This window comes from Pseudomonas sp. 3MA1 (assembly GCF_029237275.1).
Classification (GTDB): Bacteria; Pseudomonadota; Gammaproteobacteria; order Pseudomonadales; family Pseudomonadaceae; genus Aquipseudomonas; species Aquipseudomonas fluorescens_AP.
On the sequence record NZ_JAACFX010000005.1, the window covers coordinates 377022 to 399143 of the forward strand.

A 22122-nucleotide genomic window follows, 5' to 3' on the forward strand; every position below is an offset into this window, starting at 1 on the left:
GCGGCGGATTGTAGCAACCGGCATGCGCCCCCGGACAAGCGACTAAAACGACTCGGTCAGGGCGATTTTTTGTGATAGGGTTCGCGCCCGCAAAAATCCGCCCAAGGCAATTTCCAGGGATAAAAAACAGTGACAAACGGTTGCATGCACTGGGACTGCGGGCTGCATGAGTTTTACCCAGTCCATACACAATTTACGCACAACCTTATCCACAGGCAGTACGTTGCAATCAGTCCCCAAAACGCATTATCTTGTAGCCCGGCGGCTAAAAATCCCTATATCTAGGGTTTTACACCAAAAACCAAACACAATTCAGACGAGAAACTCAAGCCCTTTTCTTGCCCCGTTTGGTGGAACCAATCGCTGTTTCAAAAGACCAACACCGCGCGTGCGGATGGCATCGTTTTCCACCCTGCCCAGGAGAAAGCGGTACGGGTGTTGCAGCCACAATACTGTCACCCACCAGGAATAAGGTGCCGAGCCTCTGGCTCGACGCCCAAGACTTCGGCATGGAAGCGGCGCCCATAGCCCCCTTCCTGAACTGTCCCGAAGTCGTTATGCCCGGCCTCTGCCGGCTGTAGTGCTTCAGGACGGAACGGTGGGCACCTCATTGGTGCCCAAACAAACATAGAGAACGTGGAGACACCCATGCAAACCGACACAACTCGCGAGAACCCGCAGGCCAATGCGCCGCAGGCCGCCGATTCCAATCTGGATCTGTCTGCTACCGCCCCTGGCCAATTGCGCGTGATCAAGCGTAACGGCACTGTCGTTGCCTACACCGACGACAAGATCACCGTCGCTATCACCAAAGCGTTCCTCGCAGTTGAAGGCGGCACCGCCGCTGCCTCGTCGCGAATCCACGACACCGTGGCGCGCCTGACCGAACAGGTCACCGCAACCTTCAAGCGTCGCATGCCTTCAGGCGGCACCATCCACATCGAAGAGATCCAGGATCAGGTCGAACTGGCACTGATGCGTGCCGGCGAACAGAAAGTGGCCCGCGACTACGTGATCTACCGCGACTCCCGCGCCAAGGAACGCGCCACCCGCTCCAGCAGCGAAGAGCCGGTACAAGCTCACCCATCGATCCGCATCACTCGCGCCGATGGCAGCCTCGCGCCCCTGGACATGGGCCGCCTGAACACCATCGTCAGCGAAGCCTGCGAAGGCCTGGAAGAGGTCGACGGCGACCTGATCCAGCGCGAAACCCTGAAGAACCTCTACGACGGCGTGGCCCTGAAAGACGTCAACACCGCCCTGGTCATGACCGCCCGTACCCTGGTCGAGCGCGAGCCGAACTACTCGTTCGTCACCGCCCGCCTGCTGATGGACACCCTGCGTGCCGAAGGCCTGGGCTTCCTCGAAGTCGCCGAAAGCGCCACCCACCACGAAATGGCCGACCTGTACGCCAAGGCGCTGCCGGCCTATGTCGCCAAGGGCATCGAGTTCGAACTGCTGAACCCGGTACTGGCTGAGTTCGACCTGGAGAAACTCGGCAAGGCGATCAACCACGAACGCGACCAGCAATTCACCTACCTGGGCCTGCAGACCCTGTACGACCGCTACTTCATCCACAAGGATGGCGTGCGTTTCGAACTGCCGCAGATCTTCTTCATGCGCGTGGCCATGGGCCTGGCGATCGAAGAGAAACAGCGTGAAGACCGCGCCATCGAGTTCTACAACCTGTTGTCGTCCTTCGACTACATGGCTTCGACTCCGACCCTGTTCAACGCCGGCACCCTGCGTCCACAGCTGTCGAGCTGCTACCTGACCACCGTTCCGGATGACCTGTCGGGCATCTACGGCGCCATCCATGACAACGCCATGCTGTCGAAATTCGCCGGTGGCCTGGGCAACGACTGGACCCCGGTTCGTGCGCTGGGCTCCTACATCAAGGGCACCAACGGCAAGTCCCAGGGCGTCGTGCCTTTCCTGAAAGTGGTCAACGACACCGCTGTCGCCGTGAACCAGGGTGGCAAGCGCAAGGGCGCTGTCTGTGCCTACCTGGAAACCTGGCACATGGACATCGAAGAGTTCATCGAGCTGCGCAAGAACACCGGTGATGACCGTCGTCGTACCCACGACATGAACACCGCCAACTGGATCCCCGACCTGTTCATGAAGCGCGTCTTCGACGACGGCAAGTGGACCCTGTTCTCGCCATCGGAAGTGCCGGATCTGCACGACCTGACCGGCAAGGCCTTCGAAGAGCGCTACGAGTACTACGAAGCCCTGACCGAGTACAACAAGATCAAGCTGTTCAAGACCGTCCAGGCCAAAGACCTGTGGCGCAAGATGCTGTCCATGCTGTTCGAAACCGGCCACCCATGGCTGACCTTCAAGGACCCGTGCAACCTGCGCAGCCCGCAGCAGCACGTGGGCGTGGTCCACAGCTCGAACCTGTGCACCGAGATCACCTTGAACACCAACAAGGACGAGATCGCGGTCTGCAACCTGGGCTCGATCAACCTGCCGAACCACATCAAGGACGGCAAGCTCGACACCGCCAAGCTGCAACGCACCGTGAACACTGCCGTGCGCATGCTCGACAACGTGATCGACATCAACTACTACTCGGTGCCGCAAGCGAAGAACTCCAACTTCAAGCACCGTCCGGTCGGCCTGGGCATCATGGGCTTCCAGGACGCCTTGTACCTGCAGCACATCCCTTACGGTTCCGACGCGGCCGTCGAGTTCGCCGACAAGTCCATGGAAGCGGTCAGCTACTACGCGATCCAGGCTTCCTGCGACCTGGCCGATGAGCGCGGCGCCTACGAGACCTTCCAGGGCTCGCTGTGGTCCAAGGGCATCCTGCCACTGGACTCGCAACAGATCCTGATCGAGGCCCGTGGCCAGAAGTACATCGATGTGGACCTCAACGAAACCCTGGACTGGGCGCCGGTACGTGCCCGCGTGCAGAAAGGCATTCGTAACTCCAACATCATGGCCATCGCCCCGACCGCGACCATCGCCAATATCACCGGCGTGTCGCAGTCGATCGAGCCGACCTATCAAAACCTGTATGTGAAATCCAACCTGTCGGGCGAATTCACCGTGATCAACCCGTACCTGGTACGCGACCTGAAAGCTCGCGGCCTGTGGGACTCGGTGATGATCAACGACCTGAAGTACTACGACGGTTCGGTACAGCAGATCGAGCGCATCCCGCAGGAGCTCAAGGAGCTCTACGCGACCGCCTTCGAAGTGGAAACCAAGTGGATCGTCGACGCCGCCAGCCGTCGCCAGAAGTGGATCGACCAGGCTCAGTCGCTGAACCTGTACATCGCCGGCGCCTCGGGCAAGAAGCTCGACGTGACCTACCGCATGGCCTGGTACCGTGGCCTGAAAACCACTTACTACCTCCGTGCCCTGGCCGCCACCAGCACCGAGAAGTCGACTATCAACACGGGCAAGCTGAACGCTGTTTCCAGCGGCGGCAACCACGGTGACGACTCGGTCCTGGCGGCTCCCGCCGGTCCTGCTCCAGTGCCGAAGGCCTGCGCCATCGACGAGCCGGATTGCGAAGCTTGCCAATAAGCTGAGCTGACAGGTGCCCGCGGGCACCTGCCACAACCCCCGATAGACCTCCGGTTTATCGGGGGTTTTCTTTTGCCCGCAACACAGCTACAGGAAGCGGCTTGCCGGCCGAAGCCTTGCAATACTTCAGAGAGCGCCTTCGCTGGCAAGCCAGCTCCTGCGGCAGAGGCTCCTGCAGAGTAAACAGCGCCATCGAACAGGCACAAAAAAGCCCCTCAAGGAGGGGCTTTTCGTACAGCGTGTCAGCCAACCCGCATCAGGTCATCTGGATGATGGTCTGCATGATGGTGCTCTGAGTGGAGATGGTCTTGGCGTTCGCCTGATAGTTGCTCTGGGCCTTGATCAGGTTCACCAGTTCGTTGGTCAGGTTGACGTTGGACTCTTCCAGGGAGTTGGACACTACCGCGCCCAGGGTTCCGGTCTTCGGTGCGTCATAACCTGGAATACCCGACGAGTAGGTTTCTTTCCACTGGGTGCCGCCTACCGGCTGCAAGCCTTGCTCGTTGGTGAAGCTGGCCAGGGAGATCTGACCGATCGGCTTGGTCTGCTCGTTGCTGAAGTTGGCCAGCATGACGCCGGTGCCATCGATGGTCAGGCTGGAGATCTGGCCCGTGGAGTAACCGTTCTGCGCGATCACCGAACGGGTGCTTTCGCCAAACACCGAACCGGTTTTGGTCATGTCGATGCTGACACCGTTAGGTGCAGCCTTGGCGCCATTGGGAGTGAACACGCCGTTAGTGACGGTGCCCGGAGTCCAGGCTGCGGCCGACATGACAATGTTGTTGCCTGTCACGGTGAATTGACTGGAGCCTGCCGGCGTCGGCGCTACAACGGACTGCAACTTGCCCGACGAATCGAAAGTGATGGTGATCGGCGACTGATTGGCCATGCTGAACGCGGTGCCGTCAGGGTTGCGACCATCGATCAGGGTGTAGGTCTGCCATTCGTTAGCATTCGGCGTCTTGATCATGTACTGATCCATGACGTGCTTGTTGCCCTGGGTGTCATACACAGGCGTGCTGAACTGCTTGGTGTAGGTGGTGTTGTCGGTCGGATTGAACACGTAGGCCGGCGACGTCGAGCCCACATTGATCGGTGTCGAATCGGAGTTCAGGTTGATCGTCGAGGAGATCGAGTCGGTTGGCTTGGGCGCCAGGTTCGAGGTATCGATCCGCAGGTCGGTCAACACACCGTTGATGATCTTGCCATTGGCATCCACGGCATAGCCTTGCAGACGCGCAGTGCCGTCACTGTTGGTGATGAAGCCATCCTTGTCGGTCTTGAAAGTACCGGCACGGGTGTAGGTCAGGGAGCCGTTGGTGCTCAGCACGAAGAAACCCTGGCCCTGGATGCCCATGTCCAGCACGTTGCCGGTGTTGTTGATATCACCGTTGGTGAACTGCTGGGAAACGTTGGCCAGGCGCACGCCGTTACCAATCACCTGGGTGCCGCTGCCCAGCTTGGTGGCCGAATAGACGTCGGCGAATTCCGCACGGGAGGATTTGAAACCGGTGGTAGCAACGTTGGCGATGTTGTTGCCGGTAACGTCCAGCTGTTTGTTGGCAGCGTAGAGACCGCTAAGGCCGATATTGAAAGACATATTCCTCTCCTTTTGCCGGTTAGTCGGCTCTAGATACCAATGGTTTGTACTTTGGACAGGCCAATCGGACTGCTCATGCCGGCAAGGTTCAACATCAACTCGCCGCCGGTCTGGCTGATGGTGACGCTGTTGACCGTCGCTGGCAGGTAGGTGATCAGATCAGTCCCCTTGCCGTCGATGGTAGTGCTGGCCTTGAAGTTGTAGGTGCCCGGATCCGCCTTGGTGCCATCCGTCTTGGTGCCATCCCAGACAAAGCTGGCGTTGCCGGCCTTCTGACTGCCCATGTCGATGGTCTTGACGGTGTTTCCATCCTTGTCGGTGATGGTCACGCTGACCGAACTCACACTGGACGGTACGGTCACGGAACCGGTCATGCTCTTGCTGGTGTCCACCTGGGTAGAGCCGGTCTGGACGATCACCGAACGCCCCACCAGGGACGAAGCCTGCAATGCCTGAGACGACTTGTAGTTGCCCGTGATGGAGTTCACCGAGGTATTGAGGGTGGTAATACCCTCCAGGGTGGAGAACTGCGCCAGCTGGGCAACGAATGCACTGTTGTCCTGAGGGTCCAGCGGGTTCTGGTTGTTCAGCTGGGTCACCAGCAGCTTGAGGAACGCGTCCTTGCCCAGGGACTGCTTGCCAGTGGCGCTGTTGGTAGCAGCCGCCAGGCCGTCGGCACTGGACGTGGTCGTGGTTTTCTTTGACGAGTTGGCCAATACGTCCTTGAGGGACGGGCCGCTGGTGGTATCAGTAACGCTCATTGGCTTCGCCCCTTATCACTGACCGAGGGTCAGGACCTTCTGCATCATGGTTTTGGCGGTGTTCATCATTTCAGCGTTGGTCTGGAACGAGCGGCTGGCGGAAATCATGTCGGCCATTTCCTCCACCACGTTGACGTTGGGGTAGTAGACATAACCCTTGGCGTCCGCGGCCGGATGGTTAGGCTCATAGCGAGCTTCCAGATTGCTCTGGTCTTCCACCACACCCAGCACCTGCACGCCCTGGCCTGCGGCGTCCTGGTTCTGGAACAGCGAATCGCTGCCGCCGCTCTGCGCGCCCTGGAACATGGTGGCGAATACCGGGTGACGCGCACGATAGGTCTGGTCGATGCTCGACGACACGCTCTCGGCGTTGGCGATGTTACTGGCGACGGTGTTCAGACGCGTGGTCTGAGCGCTCATGCCACTACCGGCAATATTGAAAACACTGGCGAGGGACATGGATTACTCTCCGCGCAGGGCTGCTACCAACCCTTTGAATTTGCTGTTGAGCAGCGTGAAGCTGGCCTGGAAGTCCACCGAGTTCTGCGCATAGCTCGATTGCTCCAGCTGGGCGTCCACGGTGTTCTGGTCGATCGAAGGCTGCATCGGGGTCCGATACAGCAGCGACTCGTCGCCACTGCTCAGGCCCTGGGCTTCGATGTGCCGGGTATTGGTCATGTTCAACGCGAAGGTGCCGTTCTTGACCTTTTCATTCTGCTCGGCGAGCACGGCGGAAAAGTCCAGATCCCGAGCCTTGTAGTTCGGGGTGTCGGCGTTGGCGATGTTGTTGGCCAGCACTTCGGCGCGCTTGGCGCGAAAGCCAAGAGCCTGTTCGTGGATACCGAGCGCTTTATCGAAGCTGATGCTCATGTCGGAAACCTTTGGGTGACCTGATTTTTCGTAATCTGGATATAGCAAGCTACGTGCCAAGTCCTGAAGCCCCGTAAATCAAGGCTTTGCCGACAGCGGCAAGCCGGCAATGCCAGAAAAGCGGCAATGGCCTTCCGCGAATAGCCGACAAAGCGGCAAGGGTCCTGCCGCATTTGCCACTGTGTGCAAGAAACTGACGCGCACAAAAAAGGAGGCCCGATGGCCTCCTTTTCGTTGCAACTGTCGATCACTTCGCCTGGTAGATGATCCCCGGACTGCATTGCACCATCTGATAATGGTCCGGCAGGCCATTGAGCGCTTCGGAAGCCCCCAGAAACAGATAACCGCCAGGTTTCAGAGTGCTGTGAATGCGCATCAGGATGTCCTTCTTGACCTCCGCCGAGAAGTAGATCAGCACATTGCGGCAAAACACGACATCGAACTTGCCCAGACTGGCATAGCTGTCCAGCAGGTTGAACGAGCGAAACTCCACTCGACTCTTGATCGGTGCCTTGACCACCCAGCGTCCCGGCCCCTTGGGATCGAAATAACGCTGCAGGCGCTCGGCAGAAAGGCCACGCCCAATTGCCAGGCTGTCATATTCGCCGGTCTTGCAGTTGTTGAGCATGGTTCCGGACAGGTCGGTGGCAACGATCTGCACCCCCATCTTCAACTGGCCCATGTTGCTGCGCTCGAACTCGTCGATGGACATCGACAACGAATAGGGTTCCTGCCCTGACGAGCAAGCCGCCGACCAGATCCGCAAACGCTGGTTGGGGCTGGCCTTGATCGCTTCGGGAAGCACCTTGTTCTTCAACACTTCGAAGGGATAGGTGTCACGAAACCACAAGGTTTCGTTGGTGGTCATCGCGTCCACCACCATCTCGCGCAATCCGCTGCGCGGCTGGGTCTGAATCCGCTGAACCAGCTCACCCAAGGTTTTGAGACCTTGCTGCTCCATCAGTTTGTTGAGACGGCTCGAGACGAGATATTGCTTATTTTCCCCGAGCAAAATACCACAGGCTTTTTCCAGGAAGACCCGGAACTGTTCAAAATCCAAATTACCCGTAGACAATGCTGCCGCCTCTTAAATCTAATGTCCGCCGAGGGCTGATGCCCTCAGCTGTGGTCTGCTGCTTTGATCCGGTCAACTACCCGGGAAGCCAGGTCATCAGGACGGAACTTGGCAAGGAAGTCATCGGCACCGACCTTCTTCACCATCGCCTGATTGAACACCCCTGACAACGAAGTATGCAGGATGATATGCAGCTTTTGCATGCGTGGATCGTTACGTATCTCGGCCGTGAGGGTGTAACCGTCCATTTCGGGCATCTCGATGTCGGAAATCATCATGAGGAACTCCTCTTCCGGCTTCTTGCCCTCATCCACCAGCTTGCGCAGGTAATCCAACGCTTGCCGGCCATCGTTCAACGCCACGACTTCGACCCCCACCGTCTGCAGGCAGCGGGTAACCTGCTTGCGCGCCACCGACGAATCGTCGACGGTCAGCACTCGCAGGGAAACGGCCTTGTGCTGGGTTTCAAGATCCACCACGCCCGCTGAAATCGACTCCGAGGTCGGCGCAACTTCCGCCAATATCTTTTCCACGTCGATGATTTCGACCAACTGGTTGTCCACCCGGGTCACCGCGGTCAGGTAGTGATCGCGACCGGTCCCCTTGGGTGGCGGATGAATTTCTTCCCAGTTCATATTGACGATGCGTTCCACCGAGCGCACCAGAAACCCTTGGGTCTTGGTGTTGTACTCAGTGATGATCACAAACGGACTGCTCTGATCCTTCAGTCCACCAGCACCGGTGGCCATTGCCAGATCCAGGATCGGAATGGTCGCCCCTCGAATATTCGCGACACCGCACACCACAGGATTGGATTTGGGCATCAAGGTCAGCTTGGGGCATTGCAGCACCTCGCGAACCTTGAAGACGTTGATCCCGTAGAGCTGCTCACCGTCCAGACGGAACAGCAGCAGTTCCAGGCGATTCTGCCCAACCAATTGCGTGCGCTGGTTTACCGAATCCATTACACCAGCCATGCCCAGACTCCCCAAAGCTTTAAGATCCGACGCACGCTCATTGCTAAACGGCACGGCGCTTGCTTTTTAACTGTTATGAACGCCAAAACGACATTTTCCCGACGCCTGACATCCCCCTACCGCACATTGCTCTGCGGGCTGTCGGCCTTGTGTATCTTAAACCCTGGCGGCCCTGCCGTTGCTGATTCGGTCACCCTGCCTGATCTGCTTATCGGCGTCACTCAAGGGTTTCTTGAATTCACGGTAGAAGACTACCTGGCTACCAGTCAAACGGAAGGACGCTATGAAATTCAGGTCAACCAACTGGATCCCCGCATGCGCATGCCGGCGTGCGACAAGGAATTGACAGCGAGCCTGGAAAGCCCTGCCCAGCCACTGGGCAGGGTCACGGTCAAGGTACGCTGCGAAGGCGGATCGCCTTGGACCGTGTTCGTCCCGGCTCAGGTCAAACTGTTCCGCGAAGTGGTTACCAGCTCACGGCCACTCAAGCGCGCCGGCATCATTGAGCCCGAAGACGTCGTGCTGCGCGAACGGGACATCAGCCAGAGCAATCAGGGCTACCTGACCTCGGTGGATCAGGCCATTGGTCAGAAACTTGTCCGACCAATGGTCGCCGACCAACTGATTACCCTGGGTCATCTGGAGCAGGCAGAGGTGGTGCGCAAAGGCGATCACGTAGTGATCTCGGCACGCAGCGGCACCTTGAATGTACGAATGCCGGGGGAAGCACTGTCAAACGGCGGCATGAGCGAGCAGATTCGGGTCAAGAACCTGAACTCGCAACGGGTGATCAAGGCTCGCGTCACCGCCCCCGGCCAGGTGGAAGTGGCTATGTAGATAACTGGCGCTCGACCCGCTCGTTCCCTAAACTGTGGCCAATCAAAGGTCGCAGATACCTGCGTTGGCTTATCGACAATCGAGCCTAAAGTTTTTCAGGGTATGGCCGAAAACATGGCAAGCGTCCAAATACCCAGAGGTTTTCTTCATCATGGTCATCGACTTCAGCCGTTTAAACAGCTCCCCTTTACTGACAGGCAGTACGCGTACCGGCACCAGCAAGGAAACCGGCGATGCCGGCAAGTCCGCGCCGCTGGCAACTGCAGCCGAGACCAGCAAAAGCGGGGAATCGGTACACCTCAGCAATGAGGCTCAACAGTTGCAGAAAATCACCGACAAGCTGCGCGATCAGCCTGCTGTCGACAAGGCCCGGGTGGCCGAGTTGAAGCAAGCCATTGCCGATGGCAGCTACAAGGTCGACAGCAACCGTGTAGCCAGCAAACTGCTCAACTTCGAAGCCCAGCGCTAGCCCCAGGCTTGCGCCAGGCTTTTGGACGCTTAACCCCCAAGGCCAGCCATGCACGACACCAATCTACTGCAACTGATCAACGATGACCTTGCTCCAGCGCAACAACTGCTGGAACTGCTCAGAGCCGAATCCGTAGCCCTGCACGGCCGTGATATGCCGCTGCTGGAGGATATTCTGGCGCAGAAGCAGGCCCTGGTCATTTTGCTGGAACAGCATGGCCGCAAACGTACAGAGATCCTCGCCAGCCTGAACCTGCCAACCAATCGTGCCGGCCTCGAACAACTGGCCAGTCACTCGAGTGTGGGCGATCAGTTGCTTGAACAGGGCAGCCTGCTGACCCAACTGCTCGCCGACTGCCAGGCCACCAATGAACTCAATGGCCGCTCGATCCAGATTCAGCAGGCCACCACTGCCAACCAGTTGAAAATCCTCAACGGCGGCGAACCCCCAGCCCTTTATGACGCCCGCGGCTCTACCTCTATGCTTGCGAAGCCCCGCCCACTCAGTCAGGCTTAAACTCCAAAAATGAGCGCGTGCTACCAAGCCGTGAAACATGCTGGCAGAATGCCAGCTCCTGCGTGTAGTTGTATTTTGTCTGGAGATTGATGAACCGTGTTCAACGCCTCAAACGCGGAAGATGCTCCGCAGCCACCCAAGGTGTTCACCACTGCGTTGGAAATTTCCTCCAACTTGCGGTTGCTGCAAGAGAGTCACGACCCGCTGATCATCACTTTCCATGAGCGCAGCCAGCGTTTCCAGAGCTATCTGGTGGAAGTGGACCGCGACAGCAACATGATTGCTCTCGATGAAATGATTCCCCGCGACGGTGAGCGCTTCCTGCTGGCAGGCGAGCCATTTCGTGTTGAAGGCTTTCATGAAGGCGTGCGCATCGCCTGGGACAGCAATGGCACTCCGACCCTAGACGATTCCAATGGCGGCCGCTGCTACCGCACCACGCTGCCGGACGAAGTGGTTTACCACCAGCGCCGCAATGCTTTCCGTGCCGCACTGAAACTGGCGCAGTTGGTGGATATCGAACTGAGCGGCGAAAAACTCAAATCCCCGCTGACCGGCAAGCTGCTGGATATCTCCGCCACCGGCTGCAAGCTGCGCTTCGATGGTGATATTTCCTCGCGCCTGCAACTGGGCCAGGTGTACGAACGCTTCATTGCTGCCCTGCCCTTCGGCAACATGACCGCCCCGGTCGAACTGCGTTACCTGCATCACGAAGAACGCATCGACACCACTTTTGCCGGCGTGCGCTTTCATAACATGAGCGGCCTGGTCCAGCGCCAGGTAGAGCGCTTCGTCTATCAGCTGCAGCGCGAAGCACGGCGCTTCGACAAAGACGACCTCTGATTCAGCAGACACCCATGAAAACGGGCAGTGCCTTGCGGCAACTACCCGTTTTGCGTTTCTAGGGCCTGGCCCCGCTCAGGTGATCCCGAGCGCACTCCTCGGGCGGCACCTCATCCGACGCTTGCGGCGTATCGGGCTCCGCAGCCGGCGCAGCGTCCGGCGCGGGAGCGGTCTGCATCTGGTCCTGGACCACCTGCTCGTCTACCCGCGGATCGAGAGCAGCCACCAGTGGCGAACTGGACATACTGTCCGGCATCGCCACGTGATGCAGCGGCGCATCGTCCACCTGATGCAGATTGGTCACCGCCTTCGGCCGAATCCGCCAGACCAGCACCAAGGCAAAGAAACTGAAGAAGGCATAGAGCATCTGACTGCCGAACAACTTCATCAGCACCCCCGCCACCAACGGGCCGACGCTCGCCCCAACGCCATAGGTGACCAACAGCATCGCCGTCAGCGACACCCGTCGATCGCTTTCCACATGGTCATTGGAAAAAGCTACCGCCAGCGGATAGAGGCAGAACTGCACCAGCGAACAGAGGAATCCGAGGACGAACAGCAGCTCCAGAGGCACTGCTGGCAGGACCGCCAAGGGCAAGGCCACCACCGCCAGGAACAAGGCAAAGCAACGAATCAACAGCGCCCGATCATAACGATCGGACAACCAGCCCAGCGGCCACTGCACCACCAGCCCGGCAAAGATACAGCTGCCCATGAACAGGCCCACCTGCTCGGTGCTCAGCCCCTGCTGCGAGGCGTAGAGCGGCGCAAGACCGTAGAACGAGCCAACGATCAGGCCCGAGCCCAACACGGTACTCAAGGACTGCGGCACCCGCTTGATAAAGAAGCGCGGCTCCATCGGCGCCGGATGCAGAGGCGCCGGGTGAATACGCCGGGTCATGGCCACCGGCACCAGACACAGGGCAAAGCACAGGGCCACCAGCATCAACAGCTCCGGTCCCAGCGCCGGGTGCATGACCAGTATCAACTGCCCCAGCACCAGCCCCAGGTAAGAAGCGATCATGTAGCCGCTGAACACAAGTCCTCGCTGATTGGCGTCGGCCTGCTCATTGAGCCAGCTTTCGATGACCATGTACTGGCACATCATCCCCAGGCCGACGATCATCCGCAGCACCAGCCAGGCAGGCAGCCAATCCACCAGACCGTGCCCAAGCACGGCCGCACCGACGATCCCGGCACAGGTGGCGTAAGCACGAATGTGCCCGACCCGGGCAATCAGCCGATGCCCCAGCTTGCCCCCCAATACCAGACCGAAATAGTTAGCCGCCATCAGGGCCCCCACCCACAGGCCATCGACATGGTCGGCAGCCAGGCGCAGGGCCAGATAAGTGCTGAGCAGGCCCGAGCCGATCAACATCATCAGCGAGGCGAAATAAAGCGCTCGAAAGGATTTCCAGATTTGGCGCATCGGCGTTCCGAGCGGCTCCTTGAATGAGGTGACGGGCCCCAGACAGATCGGGGCCCGTCCAGCGACGGGTGAGGTTACGCCTGGGCCGCTAACACACGCCGCTCCCAGGGAGTGATTTCATCAAAGAAGCTGGTCAACTCCATGGTCTTCGAAGCGATGTAGCCTTCGATGAACTCGGTGCCGAACAGTTCCCTGGCCAACTGACTACGTTTCAGACGCTCCAGCGCCGCATGCAAGGTACAAGGCAGGGACAAATTGTCCGGCACTTCGAACTCACCCTGGATCGCCGCGGTGGGCTCCAGTTCGTTCTCGATCCCGTGCAAGCCCGCTGCCAGGCTCGCGGCAATCGCCAGATACGGGTTGGCATCCGCGCCCGGCAGGCGGTTTTCCACCCGCCGCGCCACCGGTGAGCTGGCCGGAATGCGCAACCCCGCAGCCCGATTGTCATGGGACCAGCAGGCATTGTTCGGCGAAGCGTAAGGATGGCACAAGCGCTGATAGGAGTTCACGTTAGGCGCGAACAACGCGGTGAAATCCGCCAGGCCGGCCTGCAAGCCGCCGATGAAATGACGGAACATCGCCGTCGGCTGCCCAGCCTCGTCACTGAAGACATTACGCCCACTGCCGATCTCCACCAGACTCTGATGGATATGCATGGAGCTGCCGGGCGTGCGAGCCAGCGGCTTGGCCATGCAGACCACGATCAACCCATGCTTGAGCGCCACTTCCTTGAGCAGGTGCTTGAACAGGAACGTCTGATCCGCCAGCAGCAACGGGTCGCCATGCAGAAGATTGATCTCGAACTGGCTCACACCCATCTCATGCATGAACGTATCGCGGGGCAGGCCCAGGGCCGCCATGCATTCGTAGACTTCCTTGAAGAATGGCCGCAAGCCGTTGCTGGAGCTGACACTGAATGCCGAATACCCCTCTTCCCGTCGACCATCCAGGCCAACCGGCGGCCGGAAGGCCTGGGAGGGATCGTCATTGGCCGCAAACACAAAGAACTCAAGCTCAGTGGCCACCACAGGCGCCAGGCCCAGGGCCGCATAACGCGAGATCACCTGCTTGAGCTGGCCCCGGGTGGACAGACGCGAGCTTTCGCCACTGAGCTCGTCCGCATCGCAGATGGCCAGTGCGCGCGGCGTCTGGCTCCAGGGCAGGCGATGAATCTGCCGAGGATCGGCATTGAGCGCCAGGTCGCCGTCGTCGCTGCCGTAAAAACGCGCCGGCGGATACCCGCCCATGATGCATTGCAGCAGCACCCCCCGAGCCATCTGCAAGCGCCGCCCTTCGAGGAAGCCCTCGGCGGTCATCACCTTGCCCCGCGGCACGCCATTGAGATCCGCAGTGACGCATTCAATCTCATCAATGCCCGTCAATCGCTCGGCGAGTGAACTGTGGCCATCGGTTGTCATGACTCAATCCTTGTTGTTATACGAGCCGCGAACGGCGACCCGTACAAAATACGCATCACCCGTTCAGGATTTCAAGCAGGCAAGAATAAAATCCCGGGAGGGAACCAGCCCCTGGCGAACAACCGATAAAGTCAGGTTCGGCACGAACCCAAAGAACAAAGAAAGCAGCCCCCTGCAAGCGCTGCCTCCCGAGTTCATGCCTTTCAGAACGTCTTCTGCCCCGACGGACAAGACACTCAAGGCAGATAAAGCTTGAACAGCCCGCCGCCCAACGGGCCTCCGTTGCTGATCCGGGTGTGTCCGCAGACACCGTTGCGTTGGTGCAGCTGGGCGATGCGCCCGGCAAAATACAGCCCCAGCCCGGTACTGCCGCTGCTCTGGTTGATGCCCTGCACATAATCGTCCTGGCGCTCGATCAACGCCGGCGGGTAGCCATCGCCGTCATCGTTGATGGACAGCACCACCTGCCCCTCTTCGTCGCTGACCGTGATCAAAAGCGCTTGACGGGCATAACGCAACGCATTGTTGATGCAATTGGCCAGCACCGAAGCGATCAATTCTCGATCGAAAAAGCCCAGGGGGCTCAAGGGATCGACCTCATAAGTGGCCGAGATGCCGCGGCTCTTGAACACCTCCTGGTGACTCACCAACTGCGCCTCGATGAAGTCGTCCAGCTCATGGTAGGCCGGTTGCAACGGCAATTGATTGACACCCAGCTTGTACAGCCCCAGGAGCTGCACCAGCATGCCGTTGAGGTGGGCGAAGTGGTAGTCGATCACGCCCTGCTCGGGCGCCGGCTGCGCCTCGGACAGTCGAGCCTGCCACTGGTCGTGGGCCTGCATCAGCATGGCCAGGGAGTTTTTCATGTCGTGTACGGTGGAGGCGATCACCGTGGAAAAATCCAGCGCCTGTTGCTCTTCGTTCATTCGCCAAACGCCTTGCTTCGCAGCTTCTGGTAGCGCGGATAACGCGCATCGGTATCGGGCATCATGCCGACCATTTTCAGGCACGCCTGGCATTCTTCCAGGAGTGCCGCGTCTGTATTCGGGTCTGTGCCGTGCAACAGCGACTGCGCCATGTTCAGGGCAATACTGATGTTCTTGGGCTGCATGGCCAGGGCCTTGCGGAACAACTCGCGAGCCTCGCTCAGATTGCCGGCCTTGTAACTGCGCACGCCCTGGCGGTTGATGTCGGCCGCCGCATTGGACGAACTGAGAATAGTCGGATCGTCGGTGAGCTTGGCGATGTTCTGCATGACCTTCGGATCGTCGCCGTAGATCTCCGCACAGTTCTTCAACATCGTCGCGCCGGCACTGGCCTGCCCGAGCATCTGCAACTGCTTGGCCACCAGCAATGCCGCTTCCGGACTCATGAACTGCTCCATGCCGTCCAGGCGCATCAGCGCCTGCTCGGTGAGCTTCTCCGCGGTTTCCGCGTCATTGAGCAGCAGACTGGTGGCTTTCATCAGACGTGCACGAATCTGCAGACCCGGGTCGGTGGGATTTTCCTTGGCCACCGCACTCAGGGTCTGGTTGATCTCCAGGCGGGTGCGGGTATCCAGGCCCTTTTCGCTGCCCTTGCTGATCAGCGCATGGGCCAGACCGAGGTTGCTTTCCGGGTCCTTGAAGCGCGATTGCGCGCCTTGGGAGACAGCCTGGCGATAGGCCCTGGAAGCACTGTCAAAATCTTCGTTGGCCATGGCCAGCTTGCCCAGCAACGCCTGACGGCGCACCGCCAGCGGCGACAGGCGCACGGCCTCTTCAAGCACGCTCTGGGCGCGCTTGGTATCGCCTTCGGCCACCAGCACATCGGCCAATCCGTCGTACAGCCCCGGCATCATCGGGAATGCCTTCAGGGCTTTTTCGTACACCGCCTTGGCTTCACCTATCTGCCCACGCTTGAACAGCAAGCGGCCCAGGCCGACATAGGCCCAAGGCAGCGGCCGATCGGCCAGAATGCTGTTGTACAGACGCTCCAGGGCTTCGTTCTGATGCATGTCGCGCAGGGCATCGGCCCGGTAGCGCAGGCACAGTGGCGCGTAACGCGGGTCTTGCTTGCACAGGGCGATGCAGGCGTTGAGCACCTCCACCGGCTTGCCGCGGTCAAGGGCCTGGAGAATGGGTTTGAGCAGGGTCTTGCGCTGCTGCAGACGCTCCAGGCGCTGGGCCAGGCCGGAACGGTTGAACGGTTTGGTCAGGTAGGCGTCAGGTTCGTGCTCCAGGGCACTGAGCACCATCGCCTGACTGCTCTCGGCAGTCACCATGAGAAATACGCTCTCGTGACTGATGAGCTTTTCCAGCATCAAGTCTTCCAGCACCTGCTGGCCGTTTTTCTTGCCGTCGCCCAGGTGGTAATCCTGAAGAATGAAGTCGTAGCGCTTCTGCGCGCACATGCGCAGGGCCTGTTCGCCGGTGTCGGCGGTGTCCACGTCCTTGACGCCCAGCTCACGCAACATCGAACGCACCGAACTGCGGAAGTCCGAGAAATCATCGACGATCAAAAAGCTCTTTTGGTGGTACGCCAGCATCGAAGATTCCAGGCAAGTAAGAAGATCAATCCAGGGACAGCACGACCCGCCCGGCTTCGCAGCCTGTTTTTGGCGCGCAGATAATAGCTGCTGGCCACAGGCTATCAAGCACTTTCAAGTCGACCTGTGATGCAGGTCGCCGCTTGGGAACACAATTGTCCACTGAAGTTATCGGCCGGACTTGCCAATCCCTTATAGAGGCCCGAGAGGATTTAACAGCTGCCAGCCTAGACTGCTCCACGCAGAAAAACAGCGTGGCTGCATGGGCAAACCTTGGATTCCGAAACACCACCTGATAGCGTGCAGCGCCTTGAAGCCTCGATCGTTTTTGGCCTGGAATACCGACGCTGCCCACAGGGTCGGCCAGAGGCAGAGGGTCTATCAGTAGCAGGCACTAACGGCTGGCTACCCGGGTGTCGAAGGATCGGCATGACACCCCAAGACAGTACCCAAGACGAGGCAATGCCGGCCCCCAGGCAGTGCATCACGGGATGCGCAGGTCATTATCAAATGGAGTTAAAGATGGCGCATGACAGCAGCGTGATAACCGGCATCGAACTGGAACAGTTCATGGACCGCCTTGAGGCGCAACAGCAGGAACAGAACAGCGATACCCTGTTGGCCCAACTGCAGGCACAGGCTCTGCGGGCCGATTCTCTGGCGTCCATCGACCGCCTGCACACCCTGTGGATGCAGGCCGGCGACTCAGCGGCGGCCCGGGCGGTGATCGAGAACGACGGCAACGCCCTGCTGCAAACCTCATCCGAACCGGCCCGCGCCGAGCTGCTGATGAACCTGGCCATCCTGCGCCTGCGGGTCGCCAGTTATCTGGACGACGAAGCAACCCTGCTTGAGGTACTAGAACAGCTCAAGCAGATGGCCACGCAAACCCTGGACTTCAATGTCGAGCATTACCGTCGCTTTCGGATCTTCGACGAACTAGAGGGCGGCAGCCTCGAAATCGCCTTGAAAACCATCGAAGTGCGCTACGCCCTGACCCTGGGCAACCCTGCTCGTGTGGCACTGCGCACCTGGGATGCCGCCGATCAGTTTCAGCGCCGCGCCCGCGTCCTGGCCTATCACCAGCGTGACGAAGAAGCCCGTAGCGCCGCCCTGGAAGCGATCAATGCGCTGCGCAGCGCCGGACCTGATCAGGACGTCGACGAAGGCGACTGGCTGTGGCTGGGCAATGCGCTGATCGAGATCATCCCGCTGCGCCTGGCACTGTTCGAGCAACCCATTGCCCAACTGACCGCCCACCTCTCCCTGCCAAGGCGTCGCGAATGGGAGGTGCGCACCGCACGCCTGGCCGCACGCGCGCTGCACGCCCAGGGTGACCTGGCCGGAGCCTTGAAGATCTGTAACGCCGCCGCCCTGAGCCTGGACTCTGACGGCGGTAGCAACTTCATCGAATACGAACTGCCCTGGCTGATGGAGGCCGGACGCATCGAGGAAGCCGGGCATCGCGCCTTCATCGATGTCTACGAGCGCCAAACCGAAATGTGGCCGGCCACCGCGCGCCTGATCCTCAACCGCTTGCAGGATCCCGAGGATCACAACCCCTGGTGGCCCATTTGCGTGATGCGCGCCTGCATCAATGAAGAGGTCCTGCAGAGCTTTCTCTCGGCACTGCCAGAGCTGGATGCCAGCGAGGCCGACGCCTCCCCGCTGCTCGCGGCACTGCAGGCAGCCATGGATGATCCGCAGCCGCTGGAAGCACTGTTTGCCGCAGCACGGGCCGAAGCCCTGCGCCGCGCCCCCGAGCACCCGTGGATCCGCCGTCTGGCCGCGGTGCATGATGCTGAACGCGGCCTGATCGACGCCGCCAGCGAAGTCAGCCAACTGCAGGCGGCCATCCAGGCCGGCCGGATGCAGGACAACCGCAGCGCCTTTTCGCTGTTTGCGGCGCAGGTCAAGAGCCTGGGTGTGATCGAGGCCCTGAAGCAGCCTAAGCCGATCCTCGCCAGTGGCATGTATGGCTACAACTACGCGGCGTTCATCGACGACCTGGTGGAAGCCGAGGCCGACAAACTGCCCAAAGAAGCCCGCGACCAAGCCTACTGGTTGCTGCGCGAAGCACAGAGAGATGCCTACGAGCAGGGCCAGGCCCATATGGAGCGCTACTTTGCCAGCGGCAGCGGTCATCCGTTCGATGCCTGTGCCCACCTGTATTCCATGCTCTGCAACAACCTGGCGATCAACTATCGCTACTACAACGAACAGAACCGCTACGAGGAGGCGATTGACCTGCACCTGCGGGGCCTCGCCGCCAGCTCGTTCGCCGAGCACTACAACGGCCTGCTCAGCGCGCGCATTCGCATGGACGACAAGCCCGGCATCGTCGAAGCCGCAGAACAGCTGTGGCACTACTCGGCGCAGTTCGGCTACAGCCGCCACGATCCGAACGACTACATCGCCTCGGTGGCCTACGCCCTGTACTCCCTGGATCGCGACAGCGAAATCCTCATCTGGCTCGAACGCCTGCTCACGTGGCAGGAAGAACAAGGCGTCAGCGACCAGCAACTGGACAGCTCGGCCCTGTTTGCCCGCGTCAAGGTGGCGCGCTACCTGGCCCATGCCCACCCGGATAATGCCGACAGCCTCTGGCAGCGCTATGAGCCACTGGTGCTGGCCATGAACGAAGTCTCGGTGATGTCCTCCTCGGTGGACTTCCACCACGCCCGGGGACGCACCGCCGAAGCCATCGACTACTGCACGCGCACCCTGGCCCTGTGCAATGACGAAGACGACTACGACATCAAGTGCCGGGCCCGCACCGAGCAGCTCCTGGCGCAGCTCCAGGCTCCGGCGCAAGCCGTCGGCAAGAAAAGCTGGTGGCAGATATGGAAATAGGCACTGACCCACGCACCTCCAGCTATGCCCCGCGCAATCTGCTCAATGCCGACCAGCTCAAGGCCGGCATCGCCCAGCGCAGTCAGGGCCGGGGCGATGAAGGACCGGTGCAGAGCTGGTTGCTCAATCACTTCTACCGGCATCTGGTCGGCAACTTTGAGCCGGCACGGCGCATTTTCAGCCTGGAGCAAGCCGCTAGCGCCCTGGGCAGCGATACCTTGCCCGCCTGGGTAGCCGGGCACTTCAAGGCCGCGGCCAAAGCACTGAGCGAAGAAAGCCCAAACGCAGTGGCGCCCTTGGTATGGATCGATCCACTGGAACCACAGCTGCTGCACCAGGAGGCTGTGCTCGTGGAGTTCCTGACGTCGCGCAGAGGCACGGCACTGGAAGGCAAACTCGATCGCATCACCTGCCCCCAGGCCCTGGCACTGTGGGAAAAAGAGCATGCGCAGATGGCAGCCCGGGTCGAACAGGGCTGGCGTCAAAGCTCGGCCGACGCCCTGGACCTGACCCTGGCCTGCGCCGATCACAACTGGGTCGAGCTGCGCCCGCAAAGCCCGTTGCTGCGGGCGGAGATGGCCTTCGAAAGCTATGTGATGCGTCACTGCCTGGGACAGTTTGCCAACCGCCGAGCCTTGACCGGCGGCTACGGCGAGCATTACGCCGAAGCCGTGGAACAACAGAGCATGCGCGTGTTCAGCCTGCGTGATGCCCAAGGCCAGCCTCACATCACTGTCAGCCTGATCGTTCAGGAGGATGGCGCAATGACCGTCGAGCAAGTCAAAGGCAAGCAGAACCGTCCCCCCATCGAACGCTACTTTCAGGACTTACTGCGGTTCCTCAACACACTGGACACCGACCTGCAGACCCCGGCCGATTGCATTGCCATCGGCATCGTGCGCACCGAAGCCGGCTGGCTGCGCATTGAGGAAGTCAGCGACGCCCAGACCCAGACGCGCCTGGTGGCGCGTTACCCGCAACTCTTCTACCGGCTGGATGCCCCGTCGGCCATGGTCGAATGGCTGGTGGCGGCCCGTCAGTCGGACCTGCTGCTGGAGGTGGCGCCCCAGACGCCGTCGGTCAAGTACGCCACCCGGCATATCTACAAGAAGAGCCCCTGGCCACAACCCCACGTCGACGCCCCGCCATACCGGACCGAAGGCGTGACATGGACAGATATGTCCCCGCTCCAGGCGGAGGAAATAGCGGCCTGGCAGGCCAGGAATCGGTGAACCGCAAATGATGACAGTCATAGCAGTAGCCTTCGGCGCCTGGCTGGTCTGGCGCTACTACCGACGCCAATCGCCAACCTCCCTGGTGGTGTTCACTCCGCGTAAACGCTGGGCATTGACGCTGGCGCAACCCATGGTCGACGCAACGGGGATGACGGGCTTCTTCGACCCCGAGACCACCCACTTCATGGATCAAGCGAAAAGCACGCTCAGGGCCCCACTGCTGCATCAGATCGGCTTTCGCAGCAATGCCACAGATGACGAAGTCCGTGAGCACTTGAACAACACCCTGGAACGCCAATGGTTTCGGGTTGACCTGCACGGCCTGAACGCCAGCGACGATCCGCGAGCAGCCATGGCCTTTGCCTGCGTGCGCAGCGCCTTCTTCGTCCGCTGCGCAATGCTGATGGGCTGGATCGAAACCGAGAGCGGTTGGCGGATCCTGCTCCTCAACGCCCAGCGAGCCCAGGACTGCTTCAACGACTGGGAGGACTTCGGCCAAGCCTTCATGCTCGGCCGCAGCCAGTGGGTAGCGGCATTCAGGGCCGACTCACTGGGGCAGGCGTTCAACGAAGCAAGCCTTGGCCGACTACTGACGCCGGGCAGCGGCGCCTGGACCGGGGTCGCCTGGCCGGGGTTGCCGGCGTTTTCGCCAGTGGCGGATTGAAATCACTCAAGTGGGCAGAGGCCCTGCCCACGCGTCATTGAATGGCATGGCAGGTCTGTTGAGTATCCTAGGGGGCGTCAGGGCGAACTCCACGCTGCTCGGAACCTTGTAGTTGGCGATGAACCGCTCAGCGCACCAGCCGCCAGGGTGGTTCCGGGGCCAGCATCACATAGGCCGCCTCCATCTTCCCCGTCGAGTATCAGCAACAACACCGCTCACCGCGACCTGAACAATCGTGGGTGACTCCATGAGTGCGTGCTGGGTGGCAATCGTCTGATCGGCCACCTGCTCGATGCGAGCGAGAAAAGCGACTCTGGTGTACTCAGTCGACCGCGCCCCTTCCTGCATCACCATGTACCCCAGTGACGGCAGAGCTGGCCCTGTTCTGGTCAAGTGTTTCCGGACACCGTTTACGGTGATCAAGCCGCCAACTGCTCCCTAGCTATTGGCGACAGGTAGTTGTTGTAGCTGTGGAGCCTGATTCGGTTGTAGCGCATGAGGAAGCTGG

General features: G+C 60.2%; 18 protein-coding genes. 8 read left to right on the forward strand and 10 right to left on the reverse strand.

Features of this window, described 5'->3' with window-relative positions:
* Window positions 1–648 precede the first annotated feature (648 nt).
* Window positions 649–3540 carry a ribonucleoside-diphosphate reductase subunit alpha gene (locus GWQ44_RS17350; RefSeq protein WP_016967565.1) on the forward strand — a complete coding sequence of 964 codons (2892 nt, stop codon included), beginning with the start codon at window positions 649–651 and terminating at the stop codon, window positions 3538–3540.
* A gap of 256 nt (window positions 3541–3796) precedes the next feature.
* On the opposite strand, the gene flgE is transcribed toward GWQ44_RS17350, so the two are convergent.
* The 6 genes from flgE to GWQ44_RS17380 form a co-directional block, all read right to left on the reverse strand.
* On the reverse strand, window positions 3797–5140 hold the full coding sequence (gene flgE / locus GWQ44_RS17355) for a flagellar hook protein FlgE (protein WP_275927862.1): 1344 nt from the start codon (window positions 5138–5140) through the stop codon (window positions 3797–3799).
* 29 nt (window positions 5141–5169) lie between these two features.
* Window positions 5170–5901, reverse strand: coding sequence for a flagellar hook assembly protein FlgD (flgD, locus tag GWQ44_RS17360; RefSeq protein ID WP_047305647.1), 732 nt, complete (start codon window positions 5899–5901; stop codon window positions 5170–5172).
* 15 nt (window positions 5902–5916) lie between these two features.
* Window positions 5917–6360 carry a flagellar basal body rod protein FlgC gene (gene flgC / locus GWQ44_RS17365; RefSeq protein WP_011062742.1) on the reverse strand — a complete coding sequence of 148 codons (444 nt, stop codon included), beginning with the start codon at window positions 6358–6360 and terminating at the stop codon, window positions 5917–5919.
* 3 nt (window positions 6361–6363) lie between these two features.
* Complete coding sequence (gene flgB, locus GWQ44_RS17370) at window positions 6364–6771, reverse strand: flagellar basal body rod protein FlgB (RefSeq protein WP_016967562.1); 408 nt, start codon at window positions 6769–6771, stop codon at window positions 6364–6366.
* A gap of 247 nt (window positions 6772–7018) precedes the next feature.
* The gene (cheR, locus tag GWQ44_RS17375; protein WP_016967561.1) at window positions 7019–7846 is read right to left on the reverse strand and encodes a protein-glutamate O-methyltransferase CheR; all 828 of its coding nucleotides are present in this window, start codon (window positions 7844–7846) and stop codon (window positions 7019–7021) included.
* A 44-nt stretch (window positions 7847–7890) separates the two neighbouring features.
* Window positions 7891–8823: a chemotaxis protein CheV gene (locus tag GWQ44_RS17380; RefSeq protein ID WP_016967560.1), complete on the reverse strand. Its 933-nt coding sequence runs from the start codon at window positions 8821–8823 to the stop codon at window positions 7891–7893.
* Between the two features lie 75 nt (window positions 8824–8898).
* Between GWQ44_RS17380 and flgA the strand changes: the two genes are divergently transcribed.
* The 4 genes from flgA to GWQ44_RS17400 all read left to right on the forward strand — a co-directional run bounded on the left by flgA (window position 8899) and on the right by GWQ44_RS17400 (window position 11488).
* The gene (gene flgA / locus GWQ44_RS17385) at window positions 8899–9660 is read left to right on the forward strand and encodes a flagellar basal body P-ring formation chaperone FlgA (RefSeq protein WP_179600263.1); all 762 of its coding nucleotides are present in this window, start codon (window positions 8899–8901) and stop codon (window positions 9658–9660) included.
* Between the two features lie 151 nt (window positions 9661–9811).
* Window positions 9812–10129 (forward strand): flagellar biosynthesis anti-sigma factor FlgM, encoded by a 318-nt coding sequence (gene flgM / locus GWQ44_RS17390; protein ID WP_016967558.1) that lies wholly within the window; start codon window positions 9812–9814, stop codon window positions 10127–10129.
* A 48-nt stretch (window positions 10130–10177) separates the two neighbouring features.
* Window positions 10178–10645, forward strand: coding sequence for a flagellar protein FlgN (locus tag GWQ44_RS17395; RefSeq protein ID WP_016967557.1), 468 nt, complete (start codon window positions 10178–10180; stop codon window positions 10643–10645).
* Between the two features lie 96 nt (window positions 10646–10741).
* Window positions 10742–11488 carry a flagellar brake protein gene (locus GWQ44_RS17400; RefSeq protein ID WP_016967556.1) on the forward strand — a complete coding sequence of 249 codons (747 nt, stop codon included), beginning with the start codon at window positions 10742–10744 and terminating at the stop codon, window positions 11486–11488.
* A 58-nt stretch (window positions 11489–11546) separates the two neighbouring features.
* On the opposite strand, the gene GWQ44_RS17405 is transcribed toward GWQ44_RS17400, so the two are convergent.
* The 4 genes from GWQ44_RS17405 to GWQ44_RS17420 form a co-directional block, all read right to left on the reverse strand.
* Window positions 11547–12917 (reverse strand): MFS transporter, encoded by a 1371-nt coding sequence (locus tag GWQ44_RS17405; protein WP_016967555.1) that lies wholly within the window; start codon window positions 12915–12917, stop codon window positions 11547–11549.
* A gap of 74 nt (window positions 12918–12991) precedes the next feature.
* Window positions 12992–14233, reverse strand: a complete 1242-nt coding sequence (locus GWQ44_RS17410) for a glutamine synthetase family protein (RefSeq protein ID WP_275927873.1) — start codon at window positions 14231–14233, stop codon at window positions 12992–12994.
* Window positions 14234–14571: 338 nt separating this feature from the next.
* A complete protein-coding gene (locus GWQ44_RS17415; protein ID WP_016967553.1) occupies window positions 14572–15261 on the reverse strand; it encodes a HAMP domain-containing sensor histidine kinase in 690 nt (229 codons plus the stop codon).
* Entirely contained in the window at window positions 15258–16862 is a 1605-nt protein-coding gene (locus GWQ44_RS17420) for a tetratricopeptide repeat-containing response regulator (RefSeq protein WP_016967551.1), read from the reverse strand. The genes GWQ44_RS17415 and GWQ44_RS17420 overlap by 4 nt, the downstream gene beginning before the upstream one ends.
* 522 nt (window positions 16863–17384) lie before the next feature.
* Between GWQ44_RS17420 and GWQ44_RS17425 the strand changes: the two genes are divergently transcribed.
* Genes GWQ44_RS17425 through GWQ44_RS17435 form a run of 3 tightly spaced genes read left to right on the forward strand, consistent with a single transcriptional unit; the run spans window position 17385 to window position 21614 of the window.
* A complete protein-coding gene (locus tag GWQ44_RS17425) occupies window positions 17385–19715 on the forward strand; it encodes a hypothetical protein (protein WP_275927863.1) in 2331 nt (776 codons plus the stop codon).
* On the forward strand, window positions 19706–20947 hold the full coding sequence (locus GWQ44_RS17430; RefSeq protein WP_275927864.1) for a hypothetical protein: 1242 nt from the start codon (window positions 19706–19708) through the stop codon (window positions 20945–20947). Before GWQ44_RS17425 ends, GWQ44_RS17430 begins: the two co-directional genes overlap by 10 nt.
* Window positions 20948–20954: 7 nt before the next feature.
* Window positions 20955–21614, forward strand: coding sequence for a DUF1266 domain-containing protein (locus GWQ44_RS17435; protein WP_275927865.1), 660 nt, complete (start codon window positions 20955–20957; stop codon window positions 21612–21614).
* The last annotated feature ends 508 nt before the right edge of the window (window positions 21615–22122 follow it).